At 70.4% G+C, this 25,329-nt stretch carries 20 protein-coding genes; 10 read left to right on the top strand and 10 right to left on the bottom strand.

Features of this window, described 5'->3' with window-relative positions:
• The first annotated feature begins 30 nt into the window (after window positions 1-30).
• Entirely contained in the window at window positions 31-1,005 is a 975-nt protein-coding gene (locus WMF14_RS09220) for an alpha-ketoacid dehydrogenase subunit beta (RefSeq protein WP_437800156.1), read from the top strand.
• 3 nt (window positions 1,006-1,008) lie between these two features.
• Entirely contained in the window at window positions 1,009-2,487 is a 1,479-nt protein-coding gene (locus WMF14_RS09215) for a dihydrolipoamide acetyltransferase family protein (RefSeq protein WP_437800154.1), read from the top strand.
• A 157-nt stretch (window positions 2,488-2,644) separates the two neighbouring features.
• Here the strand turns inward: WMF14_RS09215 and WMF14_RS09210 are convergent, their stop codons facing one another.
• On the bottom strand, window positions 2,645-3,442 hold the full coding sequence (locus tag WMF14_RS09210; protein WP_437800152.1) for a class I SAM-dependent methyltransferase: 798 nt from the start codon (window positions 3,440-3,442) through the stop codon (window positions 2,645-2,647).
• A gap of 213 nt (window positions 3,443-3,655) precedes the next feature.
• Between WMF14_RS09210 and WMF14_RS09205 the strand changes: the two genes are divergently transcribed.
• Entirely contained in the window at window positions 3,656-5,356 is a 1,701-nt protein-coding gene (locus WMF14_RS09205) for an SIR2 family NAD-dependent protein deacylase (RefSeq protein WP_437800150.1), read from the top strand.
• A gap of 283 nt (window positions 5,357-5,639) precedes the next feature.
• Here WMF14_RS09205 and WMF14_RS09200 read toward each other — a convergent pair whose 3' ends face one another.
• Both WMF14_RS09200 and WMF14_RS09195 read right to left on the bottom strand, forming a co-directional pair.
• Complete coding sequence (locus WMF14_RS09200; RefSeq protein WP_437716489.1) at window positions 5,640-6,011, bottom strand: VOC family protein; 372 nt, start codon at window positions 6,009-6,011, stop codon at window positions 5,640-5,642.
• Window positions 6,012-6,362: 351 nt separating this feature from the next.
• Window positions 6,363-7,322 carry a hypothetical protein gene (locus WMF14_RS09195; protein ID WP_437800148.1) on the bottom strand — a complete coding sequence of 320 codons (960 nt, stop codon included), beginning with the start codon at window positions 7,320-7,322 and terminating at the stop codon, window positions 6,363-6,365.
• Between the two features lie 919 nt (window positions 7,323-8,241).
• Between WMF14_RS09195 and WMF14_RS09190 the strand changes: the two genes are divergently transcribed.
• From WMF14_RS09190 to WMF14_RS09175, 4 genes are all read left to right on the top strand, one after another.
• On the top strand, window positions 8,242-9,537 hold the full coding sequence (locus tag WMF14_RS09190) for an RNA polymerase sigma factor (protein ID WP_437800146.1): 1,296 nt from the start codon (window positions 8,242-8,244) through the stop codon (window positions 9,535-9,537).
• Between the two features lie 104 nt (window positions 9,538-9,641).
• Window positions 9,642-10,139, top strand: coding sequence for a hypothetical protein (locus WMF14_RS09185; protein ID WP_437800144.1), 498 nt, complete (start codon window positions 9,642-9,644; stop codon window positions 10,137-10,139).
• 11 nt (window positions 10,140-10,150) lie between these two features.
• Window positions 10,151-10,669: a hypothetical protein gene (locus tag WMF14_RS09180; RefSeq protein ID WP_437800142.1), complete on the top strand. Its 519-nt coding sequence runs from the start codon at window positions 10,151-10,153 to the stop codon at window positions 10,667-10,669.
• Window positions 10,670-10,816: 147 nt separating this feature from the next.
• The gene (locus WMF14_RS09175) at window positions 10,817-11,971 is read left to right on the top strand and encodes a hypothetical protein (protein WP_437800141.1); all 1,155 of its coding nucleotides are present in this window, start codon (window positions 10,817-10,819) and stop codon (window positions 11,969-11,971) included.
• An 87-nt stretch (window positions 11,972-12,058) separates the two neighbouring features.
• Here the strand turns inward: WMF14_RS09175 and WMF14_RS09170 are convergent, their stop codons facing one another.
• The 3 genes from WMF14_RS09170 to WMF14_RS09160 all read right to left on the bottom strand — a co-directional run bounded on the left by WMF14_RS09170 (window position 12,059) and on the right by WMF14_RS09160 (window position 15,647).
• Complete coding sequence (locus WMF14_RS09170) at window positions 12,059-12,262, bottom strand: hypothetical protein (protein WP_437800139.1); 204 nt, start codon at window positions 12,260-12,262, stop codon at window positions 12,059-12,061.
• Window positions 12,263-12,395: 133 nt separating this feature from the next.
• Window positions 12,396-14,192, bottom strand: coding sequence for a glycoside hydrolase family 15 protein (locus WMF14_RS09165; protein WP_437800137.1), 1,797 nt, complete (start codon window positions 14,190-14,192; stop codon window positions 12,396-12,398).
• A 372-nt stretch (window positions 14,193-14,564) separates the two neighbouring features.
• Window positions 14,565-15,647 carry a TIGR03118 family protein gene (locus WMF14_RS09160; RefSeq protein WP_437800135.1) on the bottom strand — a complete coding sequence of 361 codons (1,083 nt, stop codon included), beginning with the start codon at window positions 15,645-15,647 and terminating at the stop codon, window positions 14,565-14,567.
• A gap of 496 nt (window positions 15,648-16,143) precedes the next feature.
• On the opposite strand from WMF14_RS09160, the gene WMF14_RS09155 reads away from it, so the two are divergent.
• Both WMF14_RS09155 and WMF14_RS09150 read left to right on the top strand, forming a co-directional pair.
• Window positions 16,144-16,518, top strand: coding sequence for a hypothetical protein (locus WMF14_RS09155; protein ID WP_437800133.1), 375 nt, complete (start codon window positions 16,144-16,146; stop codon window positions 16,516-16,518).
• Between the two features lie 245 nt (window positions 16,519-16,763).
• Window positions 16,764-18,176, top strand: a complete 1,413-nt coding sequence (locus WMF14_RS09150; RefSeq protein WP_437800131.1) for a spondin domain-containing protein — start codon at window positions 16,764-16,766, stop codon at window positions 18,174-18,176.
• 116 nt (window positions 18,177-18,292) lie between these two features.
• On the opposite strand, the gene WMF14_RS09145 is transcribed toward WMF14_RS09150, so the two are convergent.
• From WMF14_RS09145 to WMF14_RS09130, 4 genes are all read right to left on the bottom strand, one after another.
• Window positions 18,293-19,027 carry a tetratricopeptide repeat protein gene (locus tag WMF14_RS09145; RefSeq protein WP_437800129.1) on the bottom strand — a complete coding sequence of 245 codons (735 nt, stop codon included), beginning with the start codon at window positions 19,025-19,027 and terminating at the stop codon, window positions 18,293-18,295.
• Window positions 19,024-21,297 carry a 5'-nucleotidase C-terminal domain-containing protein gene (locus WMF14_RS09140; RefSeq protein WP_437800127.1) on the bottom strand — a complete coding sequence of 758 codons (2,274 nt, stop codon included), beginning with the start codon at window positions 21,295-21,297 and terminating at the stop codon, window positions 19,024-19,026. Before WMF14_RS09140 ends, WMF14_RS09145 begins: the two co-directional genes overlap by 4 nt.
• A gap of 492 nt (window positions 21,298-21,789) precedes the next feature.
• Window positions 21,790-22,824: a DUF2278 family protein gene (locus WMF14_RS09135; RefSeq protein WP_437800126.1), complete on the bottom strand. Its 1,035-nt coding sequence runs from the start codon at window positions 22,822-22,824 to the stop codon at window positions 21,790-21,792.
• Window positions 22,825-23,336: 512 nt separating this feature from the next.
• Window positions 23,337-24,275 carry a LysR family transcriptional regulator gene (locus tag WMF14_RS09130; protein ID WP_437800124.1) on the bottom strand — a complete coding sequence of 313 codons (939 nt, stop codon included), beginning with the start codon at window positions 24,273-24,275 and terminating at the stop codon, window positions 23,337-23,339.
• 173 nt (window positions 24,276-24,448) lie between these two features.
• Between WMF14_RS09130 and WMF14_RS09125 the strand changes: the two genes are divergently transcribed.
• A complete protein-coding gene (locus tag WMF14_RS09125; protein WP_437800123.1) occupies window positions 24,449-25,309 on the top strand; it encodes an NAD(P)H-binding protein in 861 nt (286 codons plus the stop codon).
• Window positions 25,310-25,329: the final 20 nt, after the last annotated feature.

Raw genomic sequence — 25,329 nt, 5'->3', positions numbered from 1 at the left:
CCTGTTGGCCGAGAGACGGAGACGAAGAGCATGCCTCAGATGAACATGGTCCAGGCGATCAACGACGCGCTACGCCACGAGATGCGGCGCGACTCGCGGGTCGTCGTGCTCGGCGAGGATGTCGGCAAGGTCGGCGGCGTGTTCCGCGTGACCCAGGGCCTGTTCGATGAGTTCGGGGACGACCGGGTGATCGACACGCCGCTCTCGGAGAACGGGATCGTGGGGACGGCCATCGGGATGGCGCTCTACGGGCTCGTGCCGATCCCGGAGATCCAGTTCGCCGATTTCATCTATCCCGCGTACGACCAGATCGTGTCCGAGCTGGCGAAGTACCGCTACCGCTCGGGGGGCGAGTATCCGTCCAAGCTGGTCATCCGGACGCCGTTCGGCGGCGGCATCCGCGGCGGGCACTACCACTCACAGTCGCCCGAGGCGCAGTTCATCCACGTGGCGGGCCTGAAGGTCGTGTGCCCGTCGAACCCGGCCGACGCGAAGGGGCTCTTGCTCTCGTCGATCCGGGATCCGGATCCGGTGCTGTTCTTCGAGCCGAAGCGCATCTACCGCGCCGCGAAGGGCGACGTCCCGGACGGCGAATACACGGTCCCGCTCGGCCAGGCGAACGTGGTCCGGCCGGGCTGGCACGTGACGCTCGTGGTCTGGGGCGCGATGCTCTACGAGGCGCTCGACGCGGCGAACCAGGCGGCCGCGCAGGGCGTCGAGTGCGAGGTGATCGACCTGCGCACGCTGTGGCCGCTCGACATCGACACGGTGATCGAGTCGGTGAAGCGGACGGGCCGGTTCATCGTGGTGCACGAGGCGCCGAAGAGCTGCGGCCTCGGGGCGGAGCTCGTCTCGCTGGTCAACGAGAAGGCGTTCCTCCACCTGGAGGCGCCGCCGCTCCGGGTCACGGGCTTCGACACGCCGTTCCCGTACACCCTCGAGAACGAGTATCTCCCTCTGTCCCATCGTATCCTTCCGGCGATCCTCGAGACGGCGAGGTACTGACGCATGGGCAAGTACGAGTTCAGGCTTCCGGACATCGGCGAGGGCGTCACCGAGGGCGAGATCGTGACCTGGCTGGTGTCGCCGGGCGACATGGTCGCCGAGGACCAGCCGATGGTCGAGGTGATGACCGACAAGGCGACGGTGACGATCACGTCGCCGCGCACGGGCCGGATCGTGGAGACGCGGGGCAAGGTGGGCGGGATCGTCCCCGTCCACTCGGTGCTCGTCGTGTTCGACCTCGACGACCGGCCCTCGGCGGCGCCGCCCGCGTCGGGGGCGGGGGTGCGAAAGGACGCCGCGAAGGCCGGCCCCGCGGAGCCCGCGGCGGCGGCCGCGAAGTCCGGGGCTCCGGAGCCCGCGGCGACGGCGGTCGGCGACATCCGGGAGGACCTCCCGGGGATGAACCTGGCGGCGCCGGCGCGGTCCGCGTGGGCGAACGGCAGCATCGGCGCGGGGGGGCGCGCGGCGGCCTACTTCAACGAGAAGCCGCTCGCGACGCCCGCGACGCGCAAGCTGGCGCGCGACCTCGGGGTCGACCTGCGGCGCGTGCCGCCGACCGGCCCTGCGGGCCGCGTGACGAAGGACGACGTGCGGGCGCTCGAGGCGCCCGAGGAGGCGGCCCCGGCGCTGCCCGAGGCGGCGCCCAGGCGGGCGGCCCCGGCGCTGGCCGAGGCGGCGCCGAGGCAAGCGGCGGCGAGGCCCGGCCAGCTGGACGAGGAGCCGGGGCACGGGGCGGCCCGGCCCGAGGCGGAGCGCGGCCGGGGGTTGCCCTCGGCGCCGGGCGACGAGCGCATCCCGCTGCGGGGCGTGCGCAAGCGGATCTTCGAGGCGATGTCGCGGTCGAAGCACACGGCGGCGCACTTCACCTTCGTCGAGGAGTGCGACGTCTCCGCGCTGAAGGAGCGCCGCGCGCGCCTGCGCCCGCTGGCCGAGAAGGCGGGCGTCAAGCTGACCTTCCTGCCCTTCTTCGTGAAGGCCGTGGTCGCGGCGCTGAAGAAGCACCCGACGTTGAACAGCGCGTTCGACGAGGCGACGCAGGAGATCGTCGTCAAGAAGAGCTATCATATCGGCATCGCGTCCGCGACCGAAGCCGGGCTCATCGTGCCGGTGGTGCGCGACGCGGATCGGCGGAGCGTGCTGGAGATCGCGCAGGAGATCTCGCGGCTCGGCGAGGACACGAAGTCGGGGCGGGTGAAGCCGGAGGATCTCGGCGGCTCGACGTTCACGATCACGTCGCTCGGCCAGCAAGGGGGGCTGTTCGCGACGCCGATACTGAACTTCCCCGAGGTCGCGATCCTGGGTATCCACCAGATGAAGCAGAAGCCGGTGGTGCGCGACGGGCAGATCGTGATCGGCGAGGTGATGCTGGTGTCGCTGTCGTTCGACCACCGGATCATCGATGGTCACGTGGGTGCGGCGTTCGCCTACGAGATCATCGGGTATCTGGAGGATCCCGATCGGCTGTTTTTGGAGATGAGCTGAGCAGAAGCCCGGCTGCCGGGCTGGTGCCGCTCAGGCTCGTCCCTGGTCGCGCGTGAGGTCGTGCCGAGCTGCCTGGCATCGCGCGCTGGCCTCTCTACCGTCCGGGTGCCCTACCGGGATCTCCCGGAGCACGCCGATAATACCGAGCGAGCTCGGCTCAAGACGAAGACGCGGTGACCACCAAGCTGCGCGCCGCCATCCAGACGCCCGTGCTGCTTGCAAAGGGGCGAAGGGCTTCGCTCAGCGCCCGCTCGAACGCGGGCTTGAGCGAGGGGTCCGTGTCCGCCATGAAACGGGCCGATGGCCCAATTTGCATCGAGTACTCCACGGCCTCGGCGATGTCTCGCGCCGCTCCCAGTTGAATCATCGTCTCGCGGGGTTCGATGTTCACGCGCTTGAAACCCGCAGCGCCGAGCACCTGCTGGACGAACGCGGGAGCGGAAAAGTAAAACGGCCCAGGCTGGCCGGGTTGCAGCAGCGCGGGCATCGGATGATCGGGCGAGACGCTGCGCGCCGCCATGAGCGGCACGTGAGCCCAGTCATTGCGCTCCAGCTCTTGCCAGCACACGAAAGCCAGGCGCCCGCTCGGTCGCAGGCTCTCACGCATCTCGCGGAAAGCCGCGACGGCATCTGGGAAGAACATCACGCCGAAGCGTGAGTAGATGGCATCGAACGGCACCTCGAAGGTCTGACGTGCAGCGTCTCCCAAGATGATCTCGACGTTGCCGAGGCCCGCTTGCGCGACGCGCCCGCGCGCAGCCGTCACCATCGGCTCCGATATGTCGACCCCGACGACCGTCCCCGTCGCTCCCACGCGGACCGCGAGTTCGATGCAGCTCTGGCCCGCGCCGCAACCCACGTCGAGCACCCGCTCACCCGCTTCGAGCTGCAAGCGATCCAGCGCCGGGCGCCCGAGGGGCTCCAGCTGCGCGTCAGTTTGCGCCTGCAACTTCACCCACGCTTGCCCGCTCGATTCTCGCCATGCGTCTTGAGCTTGCATCACGCCGTCCCTCTGCGGCAGAGGATATGCGCCTCGGCCGAGCGACCGCAAGCCGGCTCAGCGCGGCAGCCATGCGTTCGCATGGAGATGCCCTGTGGCACGTCGAAGACGTGGGCGGACGGAAGGATCCCTTGTCGCGCGGGGCCGGAACCGGCAACATCGCGCGCCGTGATCGCGATTCCCAAGACCCTCGAGGACGCGCTGCGCGACCGGTTCGTCGTGCCCTTCGTCGGCGCCGGCGTGTCCATGGCCGCGCTGGACCGGAACGGGAAGCGGATGTTCCCCAGCTGGGGAGACCTGCTCCTCGGGGCAGCCGCGCGCCTCCGCGAGGACGGCAAGCGGCCCGAGGCCAACGTCGTGGAAGGGCTGCTGGAGAAGCGGATGCCCGACTACTTCGAGGCGGCCCGGCACGCGCGCGAGGGCATGGGGCCGGGCTGGTACCGCTACCTCCGCCAGGTGCTGGATCCGCCGGGCAATCGCATCGACACCGGATCTCTGTCGCTCGCGCGCGCCGTCTGGCAGCTGCCGAGCAGGCTGGTGATCACGACCAACTACGATCAGATACTCCGCTACGCCCTCGATGATCCGAACGATCTGGTGCAGATCAGCGTCGATGCGACGGCCGAGCTGTCCGCCATGCTGCGCGACGAGATCGATCGCCCGACCGTCTGGCACCTGCACGGCTTCATCCAGCAGCCGCAGCGGCTGATCCTGACGCCGGACGGCTACCGCGAGCTGTACCCGAGCCAGGAGGACGAGGTGCGCTACCGCGCCGCGCTGCAGGCGCTGCGCCACCTGCTTGCGGCGCGCACGTTCCTGTTCGTCGGCTTCAGCCTCGATGACGCGATGTTCGGCAACCAGATCGCGTGGGTCCAGGAGGCCTTCGGCGGCGCCGCAGGGCCGCACTACATGCTCGTTCGGGCGCGCGAGCTGCGCGACACCCAGCGGCGCCTGAGGGACCTGAGCTGCATCGAGTTCCTGACGTTCGAGGAGTTCGGTGATCCCCTGGTGGCGCTCGTCCACGCCCTCGGTTCAGCCGGGAACCGGGAGCCCACCACGCCGCCGCCGCTCGCGGCGGGCGCCCCTCGGCCCACCGCGCGCCTCGAGGTGGCGGCCGCCCCGTCACCCGCCCCCGCCGGGCCCCTCGCGTTCCTCGCCGACGAGCTGATGCTCCCCCCCGTCACCCGGGTCGCGCACCGCGGGCTCCTCGCCGAGGCGGCGCCCGCCCCGCCCGCCGCCGCCGCGACGCCTCGAAGTTTCGAGACGACCGCGGGGGACGGCGGCATGGACATGGCGCTTGTGAGGCAGGGCTATCGGCTCGTCTACCAGTATCAGCGCAGCGTCTTCGATCGGCTGTCCGAGCTGTCCGACGCGCTCGCGGGCATCGGGCTCGCGTTCGAGCGCTGGGACCCGTCCCTGTTCTCGCGCCACCCGAAATCGACCTCGGAGTTCTTTCGCCGCAAGTACTGGGCCTGGGATTTCCTGCCTGCGTATCGCCTCCAGCTCGTCTGGCAGTCATCGGACAGCACCTCGCGGAGCGTGGTCCTCGAGGTGGTGTCAGACACGGGCTTCACGCGCAGCGGGAGTGATGAGCCGGATCCGACGCGCTTCGGCGGCGCGCGCGCGGCGGGCTCCGAGCTGCAGATCAACCTGATGCGCTCCTCCGTTCGGAACCTGCCGTGGAACCAGATCTGGTCGTCCTTGAGCGGACAGGAGGACACCATCTACGACGGAAACGATCACGAGATCGACGCCGGCGGGCGCCCGTGCACCTACCGCTACCTCCGCGTCGATCTGGGCGCTGCGCTGGACAAGGAGGCGTTCAGCGAGCGCGTCATCGCCCCTGTCAGCGCCTGGCTCGCTCGGTGATCGAGAGCCTCGGACGAGCGCGCCCCGCGCTGGCGTGCCGGCTGCGCCAGGCTGCATGGAGGAGAGACACCCCGCGGACCACGTGGCTCCCGGTGCAAGGACCGCTTCAATTCCGTTGAGGTCTTCGAACGTCGCGGGAGGGGTGAACCGTGGGCCGTCGCGATCATGAACGAATCGAGCAGCTCCCCTGGTACCTTGCCGGCGTCTTCGGTTCGAAGGCGATCGTCAAAAGCCTCGACGAAATCGATCGTTGCGATCGTCAACTGGCGCGGCGCCTCGGAGCTCAGCGCACCATGGTGAAGAAGTTGAGCTTGTTACCGTCCAGGTCGCGGAAATACCCTCCGTAGAAGCCCTGTCCGCGCGGCCCCGGCGCGCCCTCGTCCTTGCCGCCCAGCTCCACGGCCTTCTTGTGGAGCGCGTCCACCTTGGCTGGGCTATCGACGGCGAGCGCGACCATCACGCCGTTGCCGACCGTGGCCGGCTGGCCGTCAAAGGGCAGGGCGACGCCGAGCGCGGGCGCGTTCGGCTTCACCGCCCAGATGATCATCCGCTCGGATTGCATGAGCCGCGTCGCGCCCAGCTCGCCCAGCAGGGCGTCGTAGAAACGGGCGGCACGCTCCAGATGGTTCGTGCCCAGCGTGACATAGCCGATCATGGATCTCTCCGTTCGTTTGAATGGTTCGTCTTCGTTGGCCCCGGCGTGCTCATCCGCGCTCCAGCTTCTTGCCGCCCGCCGCGACGGCGGCCTCCTTCGCTGCTCCGGAGCTGTACATGAGGGCGGCGGTGCCGTGGGAGAAAATCCAAACGTTTCGGAACCGTCAAGCCCCGACTGCCGGACCTGGCGACCGCGCGGTGACGCGCGCGCTCGCCGCTGTGGCCTGCTATCACGCGGGCCACAGCGGCTTCGTTCACCTGCGGGCCATGGCTGCGGACCACAGCGTGCCTCCTGCGCCCGTGCGCATATCGGCGCGGGTTCGCGGCGCTCTGGCTGGGCTCGACCGCAGAGCTAGGCGAGGAGGGGCGGCACGCCGTTGGGTGCTGGGCCGGGCGCCGCCGCGCCGGGCGGCGCAGCGCCGGGCGCCGCCGGCGCAGCCGGGCTTCGCGGCACCACCGGAGGCGCGGCGCCCGGCGATGCCGGCGCCGTCGGACCAGCCGTGGCGGCGTCCTCCGGGGCTGCGGCGGTATCGCCCGAGGACGCGGAGCGACCGCCGCGGCCCTTGTACAGCGACGGCGCGATCGTGTCGGCGTCACCCTCGTTCCAGCGGAGATAGGCGACGGCCCTGCGTGTCTGATCGTAGGCGTGCACGAGCAGCGAAAACGCGCGCGCTCGCTTGTCCGCCGCCTCGGTGGGCCCAGGCCCCTTGCCGTGCTCCCTCACGCCGAGGGCGGCGAGGAGCTGCGGCCCGATCTCTCCGGCGCGGCGCACCTCCTCCTCGGTCGCCGCCGTCTTTCCGGCGATCTCCGGCCAGCTCCCGCTGAACAGCGCCGAGAGCGCCACGAGATCGTTGGCCGTATCGATGTGCCCCTGCCCTGCGCGGATCTCCGCGACCGCCTCCGCGTCGAGCAGGCCGCGGCGGGCCAGCGCCTCGGCGTCGCTCAGCAGGTTTTCGCGGAGCGGGACGGCCTCTTCGAGGAGCGGCTTCAGCGCGTTCTCCGCGCCTTCGCTGGACAGCCACAGGAGGTGCGCGTACCACGCGGCGAGCGCGTAGGTCTCGAGCCTGTCGAGCAGCGCGACATCATGCTTGTGGAGGTGCTCAGCGACGGCGGGTCGCAGCGCGAGGAGGCCGGGCAGCACGCCAAGCACCTGGGAGACGACGCGCGGGATATCGAGGTTGATGGTGATGAGCCGATCCGCGCTCAGCGCCTCGATCTCGCGGAGGGCGTTGTCGAACGCCTTCGCCGCCTGGAGCGGGGTCGCGGGCTTCTTGGGAGCTGCCTTTTTCTTGTTCGAGAACGGTCTGGCCATGAGGGGACTACCTCTCGTTGATCTCCGTCGCGGAGCGGCGAAAGAATGGATATGCCATGCCCCCTACCCCCCACGCTGGATGTGATGTGAACGCCCAGCGCACGCCGGACGTTCCGGCAGGGGTAATCATGCTCGCTTTCGTGTCAATTCATCAGCCGGATGATTTTCAGAGCGCGTGCCCCTCGACGTCGTAATCTTGCTCAAGGGCATCCATGCCTGCGAGTCGAAGGGGGGCTGCCCTATCGTCGTCTCGCGCGCCTGGCGTCCCGCGGGACGGGCGGTGTACGGGACCTGGATGATGGAAAGTTACATGCTCGGGCAGTCCGGTTGCGCGAGGGCTGCTCGGCTGCCTGCCTGTAACCGGATCCGGTTCCCCGAGGGCTGCTCAGCTGCCCGCCTGTAACCGGATCCGGTTCCCCGAGGGCTGCTCAGCTGCCCGCCTGTAACCGGATCCGGTTTCCCGAGGGCTGCTCAGCTGCCCGCCTGTAACCGGATCCGGTTTCCCGAGGGCTGCTCAGCTGCCTGCCCGTAACCGGATCCGGTTTCCCGGGGCTGCCCAGCTGCCTGCCCGTAACCGGATCCGGTTTCTCGAGGCTGCCCAGCTGCCTGCCCGTAACCGGATCCGGTTGCCGGAAGCCTGGTCGGCTTTCCGGCCGCAACCATCCCCGGTTGCCGGGGCATGCGCAGCTGCCCGGCCACGCTTCCCGTGTCCCGGAGGGCGCTCAGCGGGTCGCCTCCGGCCGCATTCGGCCGCAAGCGCGACGGCCGGGCGCGCCGGCGCCCCACGCCACGCACCGAGCCGTGCATTTTCTCAAACGGAACCGGAAATCCCGCCGCAATTCTGGATATGAGCACCCTCCTTTCGCCCGCCGACGACACCTCCCGCAACGCGACATGGAATTCCGTTCACGCTGCCGCATTGGACACCCTCCCCAGCGTGCTCCGGCTCCTGGGGGTCTCCGAGCCCGATATCGACGACCTGTTCCAGGAGATCTTGCTCGCGGCGTACGAGAGCCTGGATCGGTTCGATCCCGCCTTCCCCGCCTCCACCTCGGCGCCGCTGGAGGAGGCCGACCCCGCCGGCGATCCGCCGCCGCGGGATGGCAGGCGCCAGAAAGGCAGCGCGGAAGCCCGGTGGGTGTTCGGGATCGCCTGGCGGAAGGTCAGCCGCTACCTGGACCGCGCTTACCGCCGCCGCGAGGTGCCGACGGGCTTGCACCCGGCGCCGCACGAGCAGGCCGTCGATCCCGCGCCGAGCAGCGAGCAGCGCGTCGCGGACCGAGAGCGGCTGGAGCTCGCGATCGCGGTGCTCGGCACGATCGCGCCCGAGCGGCGGATCCTCCTCGTCCTGCACGAGGCGTTCGACGTGCCGGTCGTGGAGATCGCGCGCATGCTCGGCATCAACTACAACACCGCCTGCAACCGGCTGCGCCTCGCCCGCGAGGACTACCGCGCCGCCGTCGCGCGGTTGCGCCCGGAGCAGCGACAGGCGCTGCGCGCCTGCTGGCTCCTGTTCCCGCTGGCGTCCGACTCCCTGGTGCGCGACGACGGCACGAGCGCCTCGGTGCCGCCGGCCGCCCCGCCGGCGCCGTCTCCGCCTGCTCCGCCGACAGCGCCGGCACCTGCTCCGCCCGCACCGCCGCCTGCTCCGCCGGTGCCCCCTGCCTCTGCTCGACCCGTGCCTCCGGCGCCCTTGCCGCAGACGCCGGCGACATCGAGCCTCCGGCGGACGCTCGCTCGGGTCGGCCGTTACCTCGGAGCGGTCGCGGCAGGCATCGCCGGTACGATCGCCGTGCAGCTCGCCCTCGCGTCACCGCCGGCCCACTGGGCTCGCCGCTTCGAGGCGCAGCTGCCCGAGCCGCCGCCCGCGAGCAGCGCCTGCCTTGCACCGACGCCGCAGCAGCAGACACCGGAGCCAGCGCCCGTGGCTCCCGCAGCCGAGGCGCTCCCGCGCCCGTGCCCTGCCGCGCCGCGGGCGGCAGCACCGGCCGGCGAGCGGGAGGACACCTTCGCGGAGGAGCTCCGGCTGCTCTCCGCAGCGCGAGAACGCCTGTCGGCCGGTGATCCCGCCGGGGCGCTCCGGCTGCTCGCCGCACACGAGGCGCGATTCCCCGCAGGCCGGCTGACGGGCGTGCGGGAGCGGCTCCGCACCGTCGGCCGGGCACGCCTCGCTCCTCCCGAGCAGAGGGCGCCGGGAGGAGCGCCGTCGCGATGAGCTGCACCAGGCCCAGACACGGGCTCGGCGCGCGCCATGCCCGGTGCGCTGCCGGATCGACCCGGAGCGCCGGGCGCCCGGCGCACGCCGCCGTGGCGGTGGCCATGGCCACCACGGTCCTGCTCTGCGTCGCGGCAGCCCGCGCCGCGCCGGAGCTGCGACCGGCTGCGATGCGGCTCGAGGTCGTGCGGGGCCCCGGCGCCGAAGCCTGCGCCGACGAGGCGTTCCTTCGCGCGGAGGTGGCGCGCGGGCTCGGCGCCGACCCCTTCCAGGACGACGCGCCGCGGGTGCTCACGGTCACCATTGCGCAGGCAGGGCCGGAGCTCACGGCCTCGATGGCCCTGCGCGAGAGCGAGAGCGCGGGCGATACAACCTGGGCTGAGGGGTTCGGCACCCGGAACGGCTGCGAGGCGCTGCTCTCCGGCGCGGCCCTCGCGATCGTGGCGCAGATCCTGAACATGCCGGAGCGGGCGCCACCGCCCTCGAGGCCTCACTGCCGCCCGAGCCCTCAGCACCGCCCGAAGCCTCACCGCCGCAGGCGCGCCGGGCCGCGCCGGAGCCGTTGCGCCGGGCCGAGCAGCCGAAGGCGCCACCGCTGCTGAAAGCGACGTCAATGCCGGCAGAGCGCCTGCGGCTAGAGGCGGGGCTCGGGGCGACGCTTGGCCTGGGGATCACGCCGGGGGCCGCAGCTGGCACGACGCTGTCCTTCGGCGTTCGCCGGACCAACTGGTCGCTCACGGCGGAGGGGCGTGTGCTGGCGTCTCTCGCGCAGGAGGTGAAAGACATGACCATCAGCACGAGGGCCTTCACGGCAGCTGGTGTGGGCTGCCTTCACGGCCATCACCTGTTCGGCTGCGGGGTCGCGACTGCCGGCGTCGTCCGCTTCGCCGCTCGGAACCCGTGGGACCTGACCTTGCGCAACGGTGCGCTACTCGGTTGCGGGGCACGGATCGGCGGCGCCTGGCCCCTCTCGGACCGGTGGTCCGCGCACGGATACGTCGAGGCCACGGTGGTCGTGGTGGACGCGGTGCTCCGGCGCCAAAGCGATCCACGCAACGTCCCTGGAGCCATCACATGGTCGTCACCTCCGCTCGCAACGGCGCTCGGGTTCGGGATCAGTACAGCATTCTGAACTGGCGGAGCCACATCGTGTCCTTCTCGCCGAAAGTCAAAGAGACATGGGAATTATCAAAGGGAATCCACAATGCTCGACGTGATCGACTGTCTCGCGAGAGCTGCCCGTTGTCAGCGCAAGGCCTCTCTAAGTACTCTGCTCGACATGCGAATCGCCCTGTCCATTGTCGTCGGAATCCTCTTGCTGCCAGCCTGCTCCGGAGATCCGACCGTCATCGGTCCTTGTCAGCCCCAGGAATACGGCAACCCAGGCTGCCCCTGGCCCGAGGAAGGTGGCGGCGGGGCCGGAGGTGAAGACGGCGCCGGCGGTGAAGGCGGTGAAGGCGGGGCCGGCGGCAGCGGCGGCGGCGAGACCGCCTGCGCCGGCGACTGCATCCCACCCGCCCCGCTCGGCTGGTTCGGCCCGGCGCTCCTCTGGTACGGCCCGCGGGACCAGGCGCCGGACTGCCCCGCAGCCGCGCCCAATGTCGGCTACGAGGGGTTTGCCGACCTGGCGCCCGCGCCGCTCGCCTGCGCGGCCTGCCTGTGCGACCCGCCTGACGCGGCCGCAGCCTCGTGCCGGCTCCCGCTGGGCTGGTCGGCGCACACGGCGACGGGGACGACGTGTGCTGGCGCCCCCGACAGCGTCGCGATCCCCTTCGTGGCCCCTGACGGCTGGGACGGCGCCTGCACCGCCTCGACCGCGATCCCCGCGGGCCAGGACTGCGGCGGGCGGCCATGCGTGCAGTCGATCTCGATCGACGCGCCGGTCGTGCTGGTCACCGCCGCCGCCGCATGCACGCCCAGGGTGGACGAGCCGCCGCCGCCGGCTCGCCTCGATCCCTGGCAGACCCGGGCGCTCGCCTGCGTGCCCGGCGCCTACACCGAGTGCCCCGGCGACCGGAGCACCTGCATGCCCTCGCCGGAGCAGCCCGGGGTCCCGCCGCCCGGCGGCTTTTTGACGTGCATCTTCCACGAGGGCGACGTGACGTGCGAGGCGCCGTACCTGGACAGGCACGTCTTCTACGGCGGCGCCGACGACACGCGCGGTTGCTCCGAGTGCGGCTGTGGCGAGCCGGAGGGCGCGTCCTGCACCATCATGGCCTCCGTCTACAGCGACGGGGCGTGCGCCGAGCAGGTCGCGTCGACCCTCGTCAGCTCCAGGGCGCCGTTCTGCGGGGTCACGCCGCCCGGCATCGGCCTCGGCAGCAAGTCGGCGGAGGTCGTCGACGTCGATCCCGGCGGCTGCGCCCCGAGCGGCGGCGAGCCCACCGGCGAGCTGTTGCCGGCCGAGCCGTCGACGTTCTGCTGCCAGGCGTAGAGGCACGCACCGACACTGCCACCGCGGCAGCGACGCCATGACCGCCATCGGTACCGCGGAGATCTCCGGAACGACGTGCCCGCTTTTTCAGGAAGGCCGGCTCGCATAGAAGAATGTTCTGTCGCAAGCAGGAACCTGCCGGTGTTGAATGGCGTGCTCGGCCTCCATCGTGTACCGGCGGCTCTCGGCCTCGTCGGGTTCGAGCCCCAGCTCACCATAGCAATAGGCCATCGCCAGCGCCTGGAGCGCCGCGGGGTGCTCCCGCTCGCCAGCGCTCTCGTAGAGCTCCACGGCTCTTCTGCCATTGTCGCTGAGCTCGACCGCAGTGCCAGGCAACGAGAGGCGGCGCGCCGCCGAGCGCTGCGCCGGACACCGCCGCGACGGACCTTGATGGCGCGTATCCAGCTCTCCTTTCCTCGGAGCGTCAACGGGACCGCTGATCCGCGGGACCGGAGCGGCCCGGGCTCAGGTTGAACGCGGAGCCGACGAGCGCAAGGTGGCTGAACGCCTGGGGGAAGTTGCCGAGCAACCGCCCGCTCGCTGGGTCGTACTCCTCCGAGAGCAGGCCGACGTCGTTGCGCAGCGCGAGCAGCCGCTCGAACAGCGCCCGCGCCTCGCCGGCGCGGCCCATGAGGGCATAGCAGTCCGCGAGCCAGAAGCTGCACGCGAGGAACACCCCCTCGGCGCCGGGCAGGCCGTCAGGCGTCCTCCCAGGGGCGGTCGAGTAGCGGAGCACGAAGCCCCCGCGCACGAGCTCGCGCTCGACGGCGCGCACCGTGCCCGCGATGCGCGGGTCGCCGGGCGGCAAGAAGCCCACGAGCGGGATGAGCAGCGTGCTCGCGTCGAGCTCCTGGCTGCCGTACGACTGCGTGAACGTGCAGCGGCCCGGGTCGAACCCCTTCTCGCACACCTCCGCGTGCACCGCGTCGCGCAGCGCGCGCCAGCGATCGACCGGGCCGTCCAGCCCGAGCTGCTCCACGGTCTTCACGGCGCGATCGAACGCGACCCAGGCCATCACCCGCGAGTAGGTGAAGGGGCGCGGCCCGCCCCGCACCTCCCAGATGCCCTCGTCGGGCCGGCGCCAGCTCGATTCGAGGAAGTCCATCAGCTTGCGCTGGAGGCGCCAGGCCTCCGGCTCCGGGGCGAGGCCGGATCGGCGCGCCTGGTACATCGTGTCCATCACCTCGCCGTAGACATCGAGCTGGAGCTGCTCGACCGCGGCGTTGCCGGCGCGCACCGGCCGCGAGCCCTCGTAGCCCGGCAGCCAGGGGAGCTCGATCTCGCGGAGCCGCCGCTCGCCCGCGATGCCGTAGAGGATCTGGAGCTTCGATGGGTCGCCCGCGATGGCGCGCAGGAGCCAGTCGCGCCAGGCCGCGGCCTCCTCGCTGTAGCCGCCGAGCAGCAGCGCGTAGAGCGTCAGGGTCGCGTCGCGCAGCCAGCAGTAGCGGTAGTCCCAGTTGCGCACGCCGCCGATCCACTCGGGGAGCGAGGTCGTCGGCGCCGCGACGAGCCCGCCCGTGGGCGCGTGGGTGAGCGCCTTGAGCGCGACGAGCGACGTGACGACCGCCTCCTTCCAGGGTCCGGCGTGGGCGCAGCGGCTCGACCAGGCGCGCCACCACGCCTCGGTGTGCTCGACCGCGCGCTCGGCGTCGATCGCCTCGGGCGGCGGCTCGTTCGACGGGTGCCACGTGAGCACGAAGGGGATGCGCTGGCCCTCGTGGACGTCGAACTCGGCGACCGTGGTGAGCCCTGCGCCGTGGACCGGCACCCCCGCGCGCAGGATCAGCGCGTCGGGCCCGGCCACCGCGCGCAGCGCGCCGCCGCTCGACCGCACCCAGGGCACGATCGAGCCGTAGTCGAAGCGAATGATGAGCTCCAGGGAGACCGGGACCCGGCCGCGCACGCCCTCGACGACGCGCACGACGTCCGGCGCCCTGCCGCGCAGCGGCATGCAGTCCACGAGCCGCACCGCGCCCTCGGCCGTTGTGAACTCGGTCTCGAGCACGAGCGTTCCCTCGCGGTAGCGGCGCGCGACGCGGGGCGCCGGGTCCTTCGGCCCGATCCGGAAGCGGCCGTGCTCCGGCGTGCCGAGCAAGGCGGCGAAGCAGGCGGGCGAATCGAAGCGCGGCAGGCACAGCCAGTCGATGGAGCCATCGCGCCCGACCAGCGCCGCTGTCTGAGTGTCCCCTAGCAACGCATAGTCCTCGATCCGCAGCGGCATGCGAGCTCCTGACCGGCGCGGCGACGAGCGCCGGCGCCTCGGCGGCGGCGAGAGCACGGAGGGTGCCACGCGCCGCGCCGCGGGCTCAGGCCGTGGCCCAGGGGGGCGATGGCCACGCCGTGCACAGCGGGCGCCGCCGGGCACGACCGTGGGGCTCGGGCGTCAAGCGGTGGGCGTGCCGCTGGGCGCCGCGCCGGACGCCGTCGCGCCGAGCGGTGCAGCGCCGGACGCCGCCAGCGCCGCCGTGTCCCGCGGCGCCACGCGAGCTGCTGCCGGCCGAGCCGTCGACCTTCTGCTGCCAGGCATGAGCTCACCCGCGTGACCTCTGGCAACCGAGCTGTCCGATCGTCGCTGTCGCCTCGGCCCCGGCGCTCAGAATACCGGCCGGAGACTGCCAACGACGCCGTCTTCCTCCTCGTTCGGCCCCGAGGCGAAGAAGAGCTTGGGTGTGCGGCCGGGGACGGGCAGGAAGGTGAGCCCCCAGAGACCGTCGATGACGACAGGCTCGCCGCTGCCGTCGTCGCAGAACCGGAGCTGATCGATGAACTCGCCCGAGTCGAGGTCAAAGGCGCTGATGTGGCCGTCGCCGAAGTTCCCGACGAGGAGGCTCTCGCTGAAACGGCCCAGCCTGCGCGGCGCCCTCACCATCGCCCATGGAGCGTTGAGCGGCCCCTCCGAGGCGAAGCGCCGGATGAACCTTCCGGTCAGCGAGAACTCGTCGATGAAGCCGTTGTCGGGCTCGTTGTCGATGCCTCCTTCCTCCCGCAGCGCGAAGGCCACGAACACATGACCTTTGATGACCTCGACGTTGAACGGCGCGAACCGGCTGTTCTCCGTTGCCGGCACGCCGGGCGTGCAAGGCTCCGTCAGCGAGGCGATGCAATCGTCGGTGAACGTATCGAGAAATTTGTACCGCCCGCTGTACCGCTCGACCTTCCCGCTGACGAAGTTCGCCAGATAGAGGAAGTCGCGCCCTGTCTGGGCGCTGTGCCCGATGGTGATGCCCTTGTAGACGGCCGATTTGTTGGAGTTGTCGATCACGATCCGGGCCTCGTCCGGATCGACGAACGGGTTCCACGCGGCGCTGGCCCCGTCCTCGCTCGCCGTGAGAAAGAGCGCCGGCAAGTCGAAGTTGCCGGGTACCGGGAAGCTCGATGTCTTGTTCAGGACGAGGCCCGTCGGCGCCGAACCAGGGCTCGCGACCCCGGCCGGGATATCGATGATGACCTGCTCGCTGCCGAACAGGAGGGGCTGCCCGTTGCTCTGGTAAGCCGTGACCTTGCCTGTCCCGTTGTCTGCCACCCAGAGCACATCCCCCGCCGACGCCCGGATCCCCCAGGAGTTCTTGAGGTTGGGATCGACGAACTGCGCGTCGAAACCAGGCCGGTTCGCGACGAGGTTCCGCCGCACGAAACAGAGCTCGCTCCCCGTCGCGCCGGCGTATTCCGCGAACAAGGCCGATGCCGCAAGGGCGCATCCGCCCACCAAAGCGCTCGCTTTCATGTGTGTCCCCCCGCTCCGAGAGGCCAACGGCAGAGCGAACGGATAATCGCCCCACCGCACAAAAGCTCCAGGAGCGCTCTACTAAGGCCTGATGAGACTTCCCCGTCAAGCGGGAATCACCGATACTCCTGCGCGCGAATGTCGCTTACGACATCCGTATGCCAGGAGCGATAGCCGGTTCGACCACGCGATGCGCGACCGCGGGTGACCCACCGCGGAGCAGCGAGGCGGACGATCCGTTTCGACGGAGCGGTGAGCCTTCGCCGGGGGCGCTTCAGCACGGCGCGCTCTCCAGGCTCGGGCGTCGGCGGCTGGGCCCGGGTTGGATCCATGTTTTCCGAGGAGGTGCGATCCGTCGTCTCGTGACGCTCCTCCGAAATCCCGGCAACAATGCCAGATCTCGACGGCTCGGCACCGCTATCCCCCCTACCCCCGCGCTGGATAGGATGTGAACGCCCGGAACACACCGGACGTTCCGGCAGGGATCATCATGCTCGCTTTCGGCTGCCTGCCCATAACCGGTTCCGGTTGCCAGAACCATGGTCGGCTTCCCGGCCACAACCGTCCCCGGTTGCCAGCGCGTGCTTGCCAGCACGGCTACAGCGGGCGCTTCCTGCGCGGGCGGGAACGGTCGAGAGCGGACTCGAAGGGGCGATCTCTCGTCGAGGTCGGCGGCGAGCAAGACGCGCTTCGCGTTCACCTGTACGTGGGCGCCGGCCTCGATCTCGCGCTCTTCCCCGAGGCGGACGCGCCGCAGGCTGTCCAGCCACGCCTGACCTCCGGAATCCGAGGCGAGCGCGCCGGCGGCCGCCGGCAGCGCTGAAAAATTCCTCCATAGCAAGATCGAACGGGCGCGCGCGAAAGCCGCGAAACCGACCTGCCCTCCATCACGTAGCACCATCGAACGACGCGCCGCGAGCCATCGCGGGTGGAGGCGGGCGCCATGCGGGTGCCCGCGGCCGCTCCGGTCTCAGCGGTGTGTCGGAGAACCGATCGCCGCCACGCCGCTCGCCGCGGCGGAGGCGATCCAGGTCGCGTCATCGCAAGCATAGCTTCTGGAGGATGGTCATGAAGATTCGGAATCGCGCGCTGTCGGCTCTGCCCCTCGTCCTCACCCTCGCGGCCGCTTGCGGCGACGGCGAAGGCGGCGATACCACCGGCGCCGGTGGCATGGGCGGGGGAGGCGCGAGCGGGCCCGGCGGCGGGGACGCGGCCACGAGCTTCGACGTGACCCTCGAGAACGTGACGCCCGCGCGGGATTACCGGGTGGCCGGCGTGTTCAACACGCCCGTGGGCGAGAGCATGCCCGGGCCGCTCTTCCCCGAGAAGAGCTTCGAATTCCGCGTCGGCGCCCTGCCGGGCGACAGGCTCTCGTTCACGACGATGTTCGGGCAGTCGAACGATCTGTTCTATGCGCCCGATGGCGCCGGGATCGCGCTCTACGATGAGTCGGGCAAGCCGGTGAGCGGGGACGTGACCGACCAGGTCCTGCTGTGGGACGCGGGCAGCGAGGCCAACGAGGAGCCGGGCGCGGGGCCGAACCAGGCGCCCCGGCAGAGCGGCGCGAACACGGGCGCTCCGGACCCGGACAACACAGTGCGGCTGGTCCAGGATGGCTATACCTACCCGGCGGTCGAGGAGGTCATCCAGGTGACGGTGACGCCGGAGCCGGGCAACGAGTTCACGATCCGGATCACCAACATGTCGGAGATGGGGACGCTGATGCCCGAGGGCGGGGAGCCGGCCGCCGTGCCGCTGTCGCCGGGGCTCTTCGTGGTGCACACGATGGACAACCCGCTGTTCACGGTCGGGCAGGCGTACCCCGACAACGGGCTGGAGGCGCAGGCCGAGGACGGGAACCCGATGATGCTGCACGAGGGGGCCATTCCCCGCGCGGGGCTGACCTCGCCGGTGGCGCCGGGCGTCGCGGTGGTGCACGCGTCCGGAGCGCCCCTGTTCAGGACGGGCGAGGCGGACCGGGGCAAGGGCCTCGAAATGCTGGCCGAGGACGGGAATCCGACCGCGCTCGCGGCGTCGCTGGAGGCCGAGGTCGGGGGCGAGAGCGGGATCTCGTCGGTGCTTGTCTACAACACGCCCGTGGACGCCTCGACGCCGGGGCCGCTGCTGCCCGGCGCGAAGTTCAGCTTCACGGTGACCGCGCGGCCCGGCGAGCGGCTGAGCTTCGCGTCGATGCTGGGGCAATCGAACGATCTGTTCTTCGGGCCGCGCGACGCGGGGATCGCGCTGTTCGACGCGAGCGGCGAGCCGGTGAGCGGCGATGTCTCCGACCAGGTCACGATCTGGGACGCGGGCACCGAGGCCAACCAGTGGCCCGGCGTGGGCCCCGACCAGGCGCCGCGCCAGGCCGGGCCGCAGATGGGCGCCGACGATCCCACGGACCAGGTGCGCACCGTCGATGACGGCTATCTGTATCCTGCGTCGAACCAGATGCTGAAGGTGACCATCACCCCGGCGCGGTAGCGGGGGCACGAGCGGCACCCCCGGGCCGTTGGACCACGGCCCGAGGGTGCCTGGCGGCCGCGCGGGGCGTCTCCGCCCAGCACGGCAATGGTGACGCCCCCTCGGGGACCTGCCGCCTACGGAGGAGCCTGCCGGTGTTGGATGGCGTGCTCGGCCTCCATCGTGTACCGGCGGCTCTCGGCCTCGTCGGGTTCGAGCCCCAGCTCACCATAGCGATAGGCCATCGCCAGCGCCTGGAGCGCCGCGGGGTGCTCCCGCTCGCCGGCGCTCTCGTAGAGCTCCACGGCTCTTCTGTCATTCCTCGGTACGCCGGCGCCTGCTCGATACGCGTTGGCGAGCAGGAACATCGCGTCCGGCGACCCTCCGCGCGCCGCGATCTCGAACCAGCGCGCAGCCTCCGCAGGGTCCGCCGTCACGCCATCGCCGTTCTGGCTGATGACGCCGAGGAAATACGCGGCGCTCGGGTGCTGCGAGGCGGCGGCTCGCAGCAGCCAGGCGCGGGCGCGCGCCGCGTCCCTGGGGACCGACGGTAACCCCTTCAGGTAGATCCTTCCGAGCGAGACCTGCGACTCGACGTCTCCCTGCTCGGCCGCCCGCGCGAGTGAATCCATCCCGGCGAGGACCTCCCCGGGATCCGCGAGCGTGAGCAGGCGAAAGCCGAGCGCCCGCGCCTCCATGCCGCTCGGGGGCGGCGCCCCAGGGCGCGACGGCGGCGACGACGCCGCGGCGGTGGGGCGGTCCGCCTCGGGATGAGCGCCCTCGCGCAGCCCAAGGCAAAGGGCGGCGGCGCCGCCGAGCACGAGGGCGCCTCCGGCCAGCACAGCGAGCCGCACGCGAGGCGGGACGCTCACCGGCTCAGGTCGATGGAGTACACCGAGAGCATCTTGGCGCTGCCGTCGTCCTGCGCGACGAGCGAGAGGTTGGTCAGCCCGGCGGCCTCCGCCTTCGGCAGCGCGTTCTGCGCCGAGGTGAAGGTCACGGGGCCCATCGTCGTGACCCGGGCGAAGCGCCAGCTGCGGGCAGCGCCGTTCTGGGCCCGCGTGAGGTTCTCTACCTTCTTGATGTACGCGATGAGCACGTCGCGGTTCGTGTCCGGCGCGGCGTAGATCGTCTTCGAGCCGTCGAGGCCAGGGAAGCTGCCGCCGCCGCTCGCGCGGTAGTTGTTCGTGGCCACGATGAACTCCGCGGCCGGATCCATGGGCTCCCCGTTCCACTGGAGGTTCTTGATCCGGCCGCTGGCCTTCATCCCCGTGGGCGGGAGCGGCTGGGTCACGTCGATCTCGTACGTGATCCTGCTGTCCGTGAACATGTCGAAGTTGTATCCGGGCATCGCGGTGTTGATGAGCGGCTGCGGCTCCGTCTTGCTCGGATCGATCTGATTGAACCGCGTCGCGGCCCTCTCCAGCCAGTCGAGGATGTCCGCGCCGGTGACCTTCACCGCCTGGACCGTGTTCGCGTACAGGTAGAGATCGGCCGCGTTGTTGATCGCGATGCTCCCCGCCGGCACGTCGGTGTAGTCGTTGCCGCCCTGAAAGCCGGACTTGAACGGCGCGCTCACCGAGAGCACGGGGAGCGACGCGTACTGCGGCAGGTTCTCCTGGATGTAGCGAGCGACGTAGTCGGCCTGGGCCTGGTTGACGATCTGGATCGCGCTGGCGTCCCCCACGTCGGCGAACATCGACGACATCGCGAAATCGCTCGTGCCGATGGGCGTCTTGACGTAGGCGACCGTCGCCTGGTGCTCGGCGTCGAGGAGCGGCGCGATGGAAGCCTCGGCCGCGACGACGACCTTCGTCTTGTCCGGCTGCGCGTCGCAGAGCGCCGCGAACGCGCAGGGCGCCCCCGTGCGCCAGCGCTCCGTTGCATCACACGCCTCCGGGAGCCCACCTTTGCAGGTCGTGGCGATCGGCCGGGCCTCGACGACCGTCTTCGCCTTGTCGACCTTCCAGCCCTCGCCGTCGTGCGTGAGCCCCAGCTTGATGACACCGAGGTGCTGGCCCCAGAAATTCGCCATGACGGCGGGGACGCCGTCGACCGTGCCCGCGTCCTTGTCGACCTTCGGCAGGCTGAACTGCGCCACGGTGCTGCTCGGGTTGGGGAAGATCTGGTGCGAGTGGCCCATGAGCATCGCGTCGATGCCGGGCACCTGGGCGAGGTGCCACGCCTGGTTCTCGAGGGTGGGCGTATACGGCGAGTCGTCGAGGCCGCCGTGGATGATGGCGACGACCAGCTCGGCCCCCCTGGCGCGGAGATCGTCCACCAGCGGGGCCGCTGCCTCCTTCACCCCCTTCGTGAAGACCTTGCCGTCGAGCCATTTCTTGTCCCAGCTCAGGATCGTCGGCGGGGTGACGTCGACGAAGCCGACCTTGACCGTGCTCTCGATGGCGCCGCCGCCCGGCGCCGTCGCCTTGATGGTCTTCTCGACGATGACGGTGCTCGGGAAGAGCGTCTCGTTCGTCTTCAGGCTGAAGACGTTGGAGTTCACCAGCGGGAACCGAGGGCCCTCGCAGTCCGCCGAGCCCGCGAGATCGAGCCCCTCGACGTCGAACGGGGTGTGGGTCACCTGCGAGAGGAAGGCGAGGCCGAAGTTGAATTCGTGATTGCCGATCCCGCCGACGTCGAACCCCAGGTGGTTCATCGCCTTGTACATGGCCAGGGTCTCGCCGCACGCGATCGGCTCGACGAGCGCCTGATAGTCGGCGAGGACGGTACCCTGGATCGTGTCGCCGTTGTCGATCAGGATGTTGTTCGTGAACTCGGCCCGCGCCTGGTTGATGAGGGTCGCGGTGCGCTCGAGGCCAATCGATGGATCAGCGACCAGCTTGAAGTAATCGAAGCCGAGGATGTTGGTGTGGAGATCGGTGGTCTCGAGCAGCGCGAGGTCGGCCGTGGCTCCGCTCGGCGTCGCCGGGGCTCCTCCCGCGCCGCCACCGCCCTGCTCGCCGCCTGCCGCGCCGCCGCTGCCCTGCTCGCCGCCTGCCGCGCCGCCGCCCCCCTGCGCGCCCCCTCCCGCGCCGCCGCCCCCCGTACCGCCTCCTCCCGCTCCGCCTGAGCCTGCTGAGCTGGAGGTCGATGGGCCTGTGCCGCCCTGGTCATCGCCGCACGCGGTCAGCGCGATCATGGCCAGAATCACCGAGGAAACCGACGCTATCCGTCCGACTCGACCTGTCATCGTGAACACCTTTCCGAGCGCCGCCTCGGCGCGATGCGTCTTCGCGCGCGACCAGCCATGTTGAATCGGGGCCAGCGAGTTTTCGCATCCATGCACGCCCGGATCAAGGGCTTCTAGGAGCTGGTCGGAATGTCAATGGCACCGGAGAAGCGGGGCGGCGGAAGGACGCTTGAACGGCGCGCCCTCTGCGCGCCGCTGCGTCAATCCGATGAACGGTTGGCAACAGTCTCGTTAACGCTCGCCACGTGCGAAGGAGCGCGTGGAAGGGCGCCATCCAGCAGGCTGTAGAGTGAAGGGTCGGGGCGGCGGCGTGACGTCGATTGGGGCCCTGTGTCTCAGGCGCACCGGCGCGGAGGGGGCAGCGCCTCCTCCGTGCTCCGGGAGCTCCCGCGGGGGCCCACGCGGGCCATCATGGCAGCTGTCCCCCGCCCTGCACTGGCCTCAAAACACGATCGTCCAGCCTGGATTGCTCACTTGCTGCTTGGTGTAGGACACGCCGTCGACCTTCAGCCCTTCCGCGTTGAGCAGCGTGATGAGCCCGCCCTTGTTGGAGAGGACCATCGGAGCCTGCACGACGACCGTCGTCAGCCCACCGGGCTGAAGCTCTCCGGTGAGCGCCATCTTCGATTTGGCCTTGTCGGCCAGCGACCAGCCAGCGAGGTTGATCTTCTGGTTCGACGTGTTCAGCAATGTGACGGTCTCCCGTTCGGGTGTGCGCACGTCGTTCACGAGGGCGGCGACGATCCGCACGATCCCGTCGGGCTGCTCCACCGTGGGGAGTCCACCGCCTCCACCAGTCTCATCGGACGGCGGTCCGGATACAGGGACGTCGAGCGTATGCCCTGTCTGGTCATCGGTGTGCCACGCCTGCGTCTGAAATTTCATGAAGATCGCGACCCACTGGTCCCCACGCGGGAAGTGGATGAGGAGGCCGCCGTCCTGCCAGACACCATCGTCCTTCTTGAAGCGGGCGTCGTTGCCCTGGTTCATGTGGATATCGTGGATGCCGTTTCCGGGCAGGAAACCGAAGATCTTGTCCTTGGTCCCGCTCTCCGGACCCCAGCGCTCCCCGAAGGCGTACAGGAGCGCCGTCTCGTCGGCCATCGCCCGCTGCACGTAGTGATCGAGCTTCTCGTTGAGGTCGTTGTCAGGGCCTGGGGCGGAGAAGGGCAGCGGGACAAACTCCGTCCGATCCACGAGGTTGCCCCGGATGAAGTCGAGCCCGAGCCCACCCGGCTTGCTCTCCAGCCGATGGAAGCCCCGCGTCAGCTCGTGGATCTCCTGAAGCAGCGGGTGCGCGAAGTGTGACTTGACGACGTACTCGACCTGAGAGCCGTCCTGCGACTGCACGTTCACCGCGATGCGATAGTCGATCGTGTCGTCCACGACGTGGATCTGATAGTGCGGGTTCGCCCCCGACGCGAGGCGCCGATCGATGACTGTACCCTTCAATACGCCATAGCTCTTCAGCGGCATGTTGCCTCCGGCATTCATCGGCTGAGCACGGCCGGTGCCCGCCTGTGAGATAGTATCAAAACCCTACTTCACTGCTTCGAATGGTGATGGGTCATCCGGCGTGCGCTCCCCCTTGGGGCCGGTGACCGACGGGTGTTGAATGGAACGCGCGATAGCGCGTTCTACACCATGTGAAGCCGTCTCTTTTTTGAAGTCAAGGCTGAACTGCCCGTGGACTCTGAAAGTTCGCCCCCCTGTCACGCAACGGTCCATTTGCGGAATGCTAGCTGCGGAATGCTAGCTGCGGAAAGCTAGCTGCGGAAGCTAGCGGAAATCCAGGGAGCTGGCGCCGGAACCCCATCGTCTCTTGAGCGGCCAATGCCAAGCCGAGGCGCACGCTCCTTACAGGCACATCAAATTCATCATCGATTGGGTCGCGCTGCGCCAGGAGCGCTTCGAGCGATGCGCGATCACCGGGTCGATTTCGGCCGCGACGGATCTCGCCGGGGCCGCCACCTCCGGGCAAAGACCACCTACTCGCGGCGGCTACGGGCGGCGCGCGCGGGGTCGGTCGCCGGCAGCTCCCCGAGGAGATGGTCGATGCAGGTCCGGACGGCGGCCGTCAGGGCTCGATGGGCGCGATAGAGGAGACTGACGCCGCCGGCCTCGGCCTCGTAGCCCTTGAGGACGCGGACGAGACGCTTTGCGGCCACGTCCTCGGCGCAGAACACCTCCGGAAGCATCGCGATACCGACGCCCGCGAGCGTCGCGCGGTAGGCGGCGGAGGACTCGCTCACATAGAAGCGGGGCTCGAAGGCGACACGTCGCCTCCGGCGCCCCTGCCCGAGCGTCCACGTGGCCATTCCGTCCGTCGCGTGCACCGCGATGCAATCGTGACGCGCGAGGTCCTCGATCCGCTGGGGAACGCCCCGCGCCTCGAGGTAACCCGGGCTCGCATACAGCAGCTTCCGCGTCGCCCGCCAGAGCTCTCGCGCCACGAAGTCGGTGGTGTCGTCGACGTGGCCCGGGACGATCGCGATATCGAAGCCCCCGGCGAGGGGGTCGACCCGCCGCGAATCGATCTCCAGGTCGACCGACACGTGGGGGTGCTTCGCGAGATAGGTGCAGACGACGCTCGCCACCGCGGCGCCGAGGGCGATCGGCGCCACGATCCGCACGCGCCCGCGCGGCTCGCTCTGGAGCTCGCGCACGTGATGCGTGCCTCTCGTGAGATCGTCGATCGCCCGTTCGGCGTGGCCGAAGTACGCGCGCCCGGCCTCGGTCAGCTCCAGCCGCCGCGTGGTTCGCTCGAGGAGCCGGACACCGAGCGCGGACTCGAGCCGCGCGATGCGCCGGCTCACCGTGGAGACCGGCACGCCGCGCTCGCGGGCGGCGGCCGAGAAGCTGCGCGTCCGGACGACCCGCACGAGGAGCGCAGCGTCGTTCAGGTCCAGATCGATTCGTGCGTCCACGACAACAGTCCCTTCCCTCCAGGCACACTAATGCGCTCCGGTGGCCGGCGCTAGGCTCGACCACGTCAAGAAGCCCATCGTCACCGGGCCACGCGGAGCACGGAGCGCCGCGTCCGCGTGATCCCTGGGATGACCGCGCAGGGTCGCTGCGCCGAGCGCAACAGGAGGTTGTCATGATCATCGTCACCGGAGCCAACGGTCACCTCGGCCGAGCCATCATGGAGCGGCTCCTTCAGCGCGTGCCCGCCGCTCGGCTCGGCGTCAGCGTGCGCGACCCGGAGCAGGCCAGCGCGCTCGCCGAGCGCGGCGTCCGCGTGCGCCGGGGGGCCTTCGAGGACACCGCGAGCCTGCGCCACGCATTCGAGGGCGCCTCGCACGTCCTGATCGTCTCCGTCAACAGCGCAGGCGAGGCCGCTGTGCGCCGGCATGAAGCCGCGCTCGAAGCGGCGCGCGCGGCAGGCGCCCGCCGCGTCCTCTACACGAGCCACATGGGCTCGAGCCCGGCGTCGCTCTTTGATCCCATGCGCGACCACGCGGCCACCGAGGCCTTGCTGCAAAGGTCGGGGGTCGCTTTCACCTCGCTTCGCAACGGGTTCTATGCGGCGTCCGCGCTGATGCTCCTCGAGCGGGCGCTCGCGACGGGCAAGCTCGTCGCGCCGGAAGACGGCCCGGTCTCGTGGACAGAGCACGGCGACCTGGCCGACGCGGCGGCGATCGCGCTGACCGACGAGGCGCGCCTCGACGGGCTGACACCGCCGCTCACCGCCTCCGCGGCCCTCGATCTCGCGGACATCGCGGCGATCGCCTCGGAGCTCCTCGGGCGCTCGATCGCGCGGGTGACCGTCAGCGATCGAGCGTTCAGGGAAGACATGGTGTCTCACGGCGTCCCCGAGCAACGCGCGGACCTGCTCCTCGGCATGTTCGCGGCGAGCCGAGAGCGCGAGTTCGCCGTCGTGGATTCGACCCTGGAGCGCCTGCTCGGCCGGGCGCCGACGTCCTTGCGTCAGTACCTGACGGCGCGCCTGTCACGCTGAGACACGGGGCGCACCTCGCG

The sequence above is a fragment of the Sorangium sp. So ce693 genome, assembly GCF_051521375.1.
GTDB classification, from domain to species: domain Bacteria; phylum Myxococcota_A; class Polyangia; order Polyangiales; family Polyangiaceae; genus Sorangium; species Sorangium atrum.
Note: the sequence above shows the minus strand (reverse complement) of the source record. Positions and strands in the feature narration are given on the sequence as shown.